At 50.1% G+C, this 6,968-nt stretch carries 4 protein-coding genes and 1 riboswitch; all 4 genes read right to left on the reverse strand.

The features are described 5' to 3' along the window. Positions 1–14 precede the first annotated feature (14 nt). Positions 15–2,303 carry a xanthine dehydrogenase subunit XdhA gene (gene xdhA, locus HMPREF9469_RS07790; RefSeq protein ID WP_007860740.1) on the reverse strand — a complete coding sequence of 763 codons (2,289 nt, stop codon included), beginning with the start codon at positions 2,301–2,303 and terminating at the stop codon, positions 15–17. Positions 2,304–2,486: 183 nt separating this feature from the next. Continuing rightward, positions 2,487–3,881, reverse strand: coding sequence for an NCS2 family permease (locus tag HMPREF9469_RS07795; RefSeq protein ID WP_007860747.1), 1,395 nt, complete (start codon positions 3,879–3,881; stop codon positions 2,487–2,489). A gap of 122 nt (positions 3,882–4,003) precedes the next feature. Next, the gene (locus tag HMPREF9469_RS07800; RefSeq protein WP_007860748.1) at positions 4,004–5,278 is read right to left on the reverse strand and encodes an amidohydrolase family protein; all 1,275 of its coding nucleotides are present in this window, start codon (positions 5,276–5,278) and stop codon (positions 4,004–4,006) included. A 162-nt stretch (positions 5,279–5,440) separates the two neighbouring features. Beyond that, a riboswitch (purine riboswitch) is annotated at positions 5,441–5,536 on the reverse strand. Between the two features lie 639 nt (positions 5,537–6,175). Next, positions 6,176–6,844, reverse strand: coding sequence for a potassium channel family protein (locus tag HMPREF9469_RS07805; protein WP_040415718.1), 669 nt, complete (start codon positions 6,842–6,844; stop codon positions 6,176–6,178). Positions 6,845–6,968 lie beyond the last annotated feature (124 nt).

Here is a 6,968-nt window from a genome sequence, read left to right on the forward strand (position 1 = left end):
TTACACCGCCCTTTCTATATTAATCCTGCTACCTTAAAATGCTCCACCATTTTCTGGGGATCAAGGGGCAGAGAGTCCACTGCTACTCCGGTGGCATGAAGCACCGCATTGCGCACGGCCGGGGCAACCGGAATGGCCGGCGGCTCTCCCAGCGCCTTGTTGCCAAAGGGGCCTGTGGGATCGTCCAGCTCCACAAACAGGGCATTCAGATCCGGGGTGTCCATGGAGGTGGGCAGTTTATAATCCAGCAGGTTGTCATTTAACGGCCTTCCCTTTGCATCAAAGAGCAGCTGTTCGCTGAGCCCGTATCCCAGGCCCATGCTCATGCCGCCGTGTACCTGGGCAGCTGCCAGCTTGGGGTTAATGAGCGTCCCGCTGTCGTGGACATTAACAATGTTGGTCACTTTTACTTTGCCTAACGGCATATCTACCTCCACCTCGGCAAAGCACACACCTGTGGCAAAGGTGTTGATCTTGCAGTGGCTGGTGGCCTCCGCCGTGATGTGCACGGAACGGTCCAGGCTGTAAAACGCCGTGGTTGCCAGTTCTTCCATGGAAAGAAGCTGCTGCCTTGTCTCCTGATCCACCACATAGTTTGCCTCTATATCCAGTGTGTCCTGAGGTCTGCCCAGCATGTAGGCGCCGTAGTCCAGGATCTTTTCCTTCAGGACCGCGCCGGTCTTTTTCACTGCCATGCCGCTTACATAGGTCTGTCTGGAGGCATAGGCTCCTGTGTCAAAGGGTGTTACATCCGTGTCCTGGGTGGACATGATATTGACCTTATCCTCTGTGATACCGGTCACCTCCGCCGCCATCTGGGTAAACACAGTGTCGGCTCCCTGGCCGATCTCCGTGGCTCCCATCTGAAGCTGCATGGAACCGTCCTGATTCAGTATCATACGGCATGCCGCTGTTTCCAGGGAAATGGGGTAGACTCCTGTCTTATAACAGAAGATTGCCATTCCGATTCCTTTTCTCACAGGACCTGTCTGGTTTTCATATTCTTTGCGTTTCTCATCCCAGCGGATAAACTCCCGGCCCTTTTCCATACAAGCTTCCAGGCCGTATGAATTACATTTTACATGGGTATGGGGATCCTCGTATCCCGCCTGCATGCAGTTCTTTTTCCTGAACTCCAACGGGTCCATGTGCAGGGCCAGGGCCAGGTCATCCGCCATGCACTCTGCTGCAAACGCCGCCTGGGGAATGCCGTATCCTCTCATGGCGCCGCCCGTGGTAATGTTGGTGTAAACAGTGTAGGCATCGGACTCCAGCACTTTTTCATCCCTGTATATCTGCTTAAATTCATTGGATGAGTTGGCCACGATCGCATGGGCGTGGGATGCATATCCTCCCTGGTTGGAATAAGCTTCCAGTTTCCTGGCCACCAGTGTCCCGTCCTTTCTGGCCGCTGCCTTTACCTTAAGTTCAATGGCATGGCGCACACGGGTACATCCCAGGGTTTCCTCCCTGGACAGTTCCAGCCTTACGCCCCTGCCTCCCACCTGTGTGGTGAGAAATGCATTCAGCGGCTCATAGAGCACATCCTGCTTATTACCAAATCCGCCGCCGATGTACGGCTTGATAACACGGATCCTGCCCATGGGCAGCCCCAGCGCCTGGCTGATCACCCGGCGCACGATATGGGGGATCTGGGTGGAGGTTGTGACAATGATCCTGTCATTCTCCATGTAAGCAAATGAAACCGGGGTCTCAATATGGCAGTGCTGCACGCTCTGGGTCCTGTAGTCCTTATCAATGACCACCAGCCCTTCCTCTTTTACAGCCTCCTCGTAGGTCCCCTCTCCCACCTTAAACGCGGAATGGGCGATCACATTTCCCGGCTTTTCATCATGAAGGCGGGCGGCTCCCTCTGCCATGGCTGCTTCCACTGTGAGCAGGGGCTCATACTCCTCATACTCCACCTTTACCTTGCGCGCTGCCCTGGCGGCCGCTATCTCATCCTCTGCTATGACAGCGGCAATATCATCCCCGTACACCCTTACCCGGGTGTTCAGAAGCTTCCTGTCAGCAATATCCTGATGGGCTGTTTCCACGGACCACGGATGGCCCGGGGTCGGGAATTGGATATCCGGCACATCAAAGCATGTGACGATCTTCACCACCCCCGGAACTGCAAGCGCTTCCTTCAGGTCAAAGCTTTTTACCACGCCGTTGGCAATGGTGCTGTGCACCACCTTGGCCACCAGAAGCCCCTTCGGCTCTAAGTCAGCCGTATACCTGGCATTACCGGTAACCTTATCCTTTGCATCAACGCGGGTCATGTTATTACCAATTCCCATTCCATCCTCCTCCTTGCATTGAGCACTTAGCGCCTGTATTTTGGGCGCTTATGTGCGAAAGCACTTCGCCATACTTTGCGAGGTCTCTTCAAGCTTAGTATGGCTGAAGTTTCCTTTGCTGCACTTGGCGCCTGTATTATAGGCGCTTATGTGCGAAAGCACTTCGCCATACTTTGCGTAACATTAAATCAGTACATATTTCAGAACAAACAGCACGGCCAGAACGTACATCAGCAGGCTGATCTTCTTCTCTTTTGCATGGCCGGTAGCCAGGTTGATCACTACGTAAGAGATAACGCCCATTGCAATACCTTCGGAAATACTGTACATAAACGGCATTGCGATGATTGCAATATAGCTTGGGATTGCCTCTGTAAAGTCATTAAAATCAATTTTCAGTATGGATGACACCATCAGGAAACCTACTATGATCAGAGCCGGAGCCGTTGCAAAGGACGGAATGGCTAGGAAGATAGGTGACAGGAACAGGGACAGTCCAAAGAACAGGGCTGCTACCACGGATGTAAGACCGGTCCTTCCGCCTTCAGCAACACCGGATGCGCTCTCCACAAAGGTGGTGGTGGTGGATGTGCCGAATACCGCGCCTAAGGATGTACCAACCGCATCCGCCATCAGGGCGCCTTTGATCTTCGGAAGCTTTCCCTCTTTATCCAGCATATCTGCCTTGGAAGCCACGCCGATCAGGGTTCCCAGCGTATCGAACATATCCACAAACAGGAACGCGAACATGATGGTGATAAAGTTAAAGGACAGGATTCCTGAGAAATCCATCTTAAAGAAGGTTGGCGCCATGCTCTGGATACCGAATCCGCTGGAGAAGTCCGGCAGTACGCTGAACATTCCCAGATCTGCGTTTGGCTGGTACAGTCCCGTAACCTCACAGATGATCCCCAACAGCCAGGTAATCAGGATTCCCCAAAGGATATTTCCCTTTACATTCTTAACTACCAGTATACCTGTGATCAGCACGCCGATCAGTGCCAGGAGGACCGTAATCCCCACAGAACTGAATGTTCCGGATTCCAGGGAACCCTTGAAGGAGAACACGGAAACAAGGGTTGCGCTCTCCACTACGATCTTTGCGTTCTGCAGACCGATGAAAGCGATAAAGAGTCCGATACCTGCGGAAACCGCATGTTTTAAGTTCATTGGTATTGCGTTAAAGATTGCTTCACGGACACTGGTCAATGACAGGGCGATAAAGATAAGGCCTTCAACAAATACGGCTGCCAGGGCCATTTCCCATGAATACCCCATCTGAAGCACTACGGTGTATGCAAAGTATGCGTTAAGTCCCATACCTGGTGCAAGTACAAATGGATAGTTTGCAAAAGCTGCCATTAACAAGGTTGCAATCAGGGACGCCAGGGCGGTTGCGGTAAAGACCGCGCCCCGGTCCATTCCGGTCGCACTTAAGATGTTTGGATTAACTGCCAGTATGTAAGCCATTGTCATGAAAGTGGTGATTCCTGCGATAATCTCTGTCTTTACATCGGTGTGATTTTCTTTTAGGTGAAATACTCGTTCTAAGAAACCCTGCTCTGCCTTGTTCTCCATACTTCATACCTCCTTGATTTGAATACCTATAGTTTCACTTCTATAAATAAAGAACGTTTTCCCCTATTCGTTCTTTTTACACATATTCAGTTTTAATGGAACGGTACAGTGTTAGATCGTGCCTAGAAAACATTGCTTCCCGACACATACTTTGCGTCAATATGGCGCTCATCTGAAAGATAGATAAAACGCTCCAGCCGTTCCTTAACACCTAATGGCTGGGGATGCTTAAGGCTCTGGTCATTAAGAACCACTGCATCGAACTCATATCCTTCCTCAAAGCTTCCCACCTTTCCAAAGAAGGCTCCGCCTCCCACGGTTCCCAGGTAGAACGCCTCCTCCACCGTAAGCGGCTTCAGGCTTTCATCCACCAGCCTCCAGCGAAGTTTTGACACCTGGACGGCATCTGCCATGGCCCGGAATATGGATTCCCCTACGCCTCCGGCCACATCCGTGCCAAGTCCCACCCTGATCCCCTGATCCAGATAAGTCCTGACCGGCGCAATCCCCGATGACAGGTTGGTGTTGGACTGGGGACAATGGGCAACAAACACGCCGTTATCCCGCATCCGGCTCACTTCCTCATGGGACGGCCACACACAGTGGGCCATAATGGTTCTTACCCCATTTCCAAAGAGTCCGAAATGGTCATATGCATCACCGTAAAACTCAGACCATGGGCAAAGTTCCTGAACCCATGAAATCTCCCCCCGGTTCTCGGACAGATGGGACTGCATGGGCAGGTCGTACCTGGCCTGGATCTCTTTCAGGCGTTCCATGAGTTCATCTGAACAGGTGGGAATAAAGCGGGGTGTGAGGATGGGCATTGTGTTCTTATACCTGCCCTCAATGTCCTCCAGCCATCTGAGCGTTTCTTCCGCTGATGCCTCCGGCCCTTCTTCCACCAGGAAATCCGGGCTGTTGCGGTCCATATTCACCTTTCCCACCATGGTCTTTAATCCTGTTTCTTCCATCAGGTCCATGAGTATTTCCGTGGCATCCCTGTGAAGGGTGGCAAATATACATGCCCTTGTTGTCGCGCTGCGCTTCATGTTATCCGCAAATATGGAATATGCTTTTTTTGCATATTCATTGTCTTTGTACTTAGCTTCCTCCGGGAATGTCCGTGTGTTCAGCCATTCCAGCAGTTCAAGATCCATGCCCAATCCCCTGAATGAATACTGTGGCGCATGGAGATGCAGGTCCACAAGTCCCGGCACGATCAGCCGGTCTCCATAATCTGTCAGGGGTAATGCTGCATACATCTCAGGAAGTTCTCTGTACACTCCGGCTGACCTGCCATCCATACATACCGCATACCCCTGCTCTGCTATCTTAAGGGTCTGGGCATCCTGGCTGTAGCAGATATTGCCTTTTAATACAAAATTCTCTGCCATATGCTCCTCCTGTTCTGGATTGCGTGCGGTTTTGCTGTCCGCACACATACTTGTATCCACCTGACCAGCGGCAGGCCCGGGCTTTTATATGATTTTGTACATACAAAAAAACCACCGCTGTGCCTAAGGTTTCACAACTGTCTGTCCCCAGTGCCCCGGGCAGTACCAGATGTGAAAACTTATAGTCAACTATTACGGTAGTTGGTAGAAACGCTCAACCTATTTTGAGCATATATAAGTTTTGAATACTTATACGTCTATTTAGTTGTATCATCTTCTGACACTTTGAGTCTATCACAATAGACAACTGGATGTCAATACGCCGCCACTTTTTTGTGCATTTTCTACATTTTGAATAAATTTTCTGATAAATCTTTGAATAAAACAGAAAATCTTTGTTAATTGTCGATATTCTCAAAAAAGTATAACGATTCCTTTTTCTAACAATAACTTGTCCCGTGTGATCAGCTTATATCGCTGTTCAGGCCGCACCGATATGGTATTTGCACATCTTCTTAGGCCAGTTTACAAGAAGCAATTAGGGATCAATCGTGTTGCAGGGTGGCGTTGGCCTTCATTCTACATAGGATGGAGGTGATGTCTATGAAACATTTCGATTTTAAAGACCTTATGGCTTTTGGAATGTTTATTTTAGCATTGCTGACATCCATTTATTTGATTTGTCACTAGCTTAACATAGAAAAACCACCCCAAAACTTGACCGGTTGGAGGGTGGTTTTTCTATACTCATAATCAGGTCACCCCCTTGTGGGCGGTTGTTCCTCTTTATGTCTATATCATAACAGATTTCAGCTATCTATTTAAGAATTTTTTACAGTTTGTAGTTTTGCCTTACCATAACCCTTTGGCTTTCTTCGCCATATCAATACTGCATTTCTACAGCGCATCTTCCAGCCTTTTTATTTTATCCCGTTCCCCGATCACCACCAGGGTATCTCCTTCCGCCAGGGTATAATCCGGGGTGATATCCGTGGTAAGCCATCCGCCGCGGCTGATGGCAATGATATTTACGCCGTAGCGGTTGCGAAGCTGTGCTTCCAGGACCGTCTGTCCGGCCAGCCGGGAGGTAAGCTTAAATTCCGAAATATCAATGTTATGGTCCAGTTCAAAGAGATTAAATACCCTTTTGGAAATAAGGCGTTTTGCAAGGCGCAGGGCCATATCCTTTTCCGGATACACCACCTGGGCTCCGATCTTTTCAAGTATTTCTCCCTGTTCCGGGCTATTGGCCTTGGCCACCACCTGGGGGACCCCCAGATTGATCACATTCAGGGTCGTAAGGATGCTCACATCCACCTTATCCCCGATACAGACCACCACCACGTCACAGTTCTGGATCCCGGTTTCCCTGAGGGTCTCCTTCTGCAAATCCTTTACCACATATGCATGCTCGGTAAAATTGCGGATCTGCCTGACCTTTTCCTCATTGCAGTCCAGAACCATGATCTCCTTTCCGGCTTCCGCCAGCGTAGACGCCAGGGCGCTTCCAAAGCGGCCTAATCCGATAATTCCATATGACAGTTCTTCTGCCTGTTTACGTGCCATCATTACTTTCCTCCTCGCTATGAGCACTTAGGGACCGTATCTTGTTCCCTTACGTGCGATGCATGTCATCTCCACTTGGCGCGGTCTTCCACAAGCCTAGTGGAGTGGCTCGCTATGAGCACTT

It is taken from the genome of [Clostridium] citroniae WAL-17108, from assembly GCF_000233455.1.
Classification (GTDB): Bacteria; Bacillota; Clostridia; order Lachnospirales; family Lachnospiraceae; genus Enterocloster; species Enterocloster citroniae.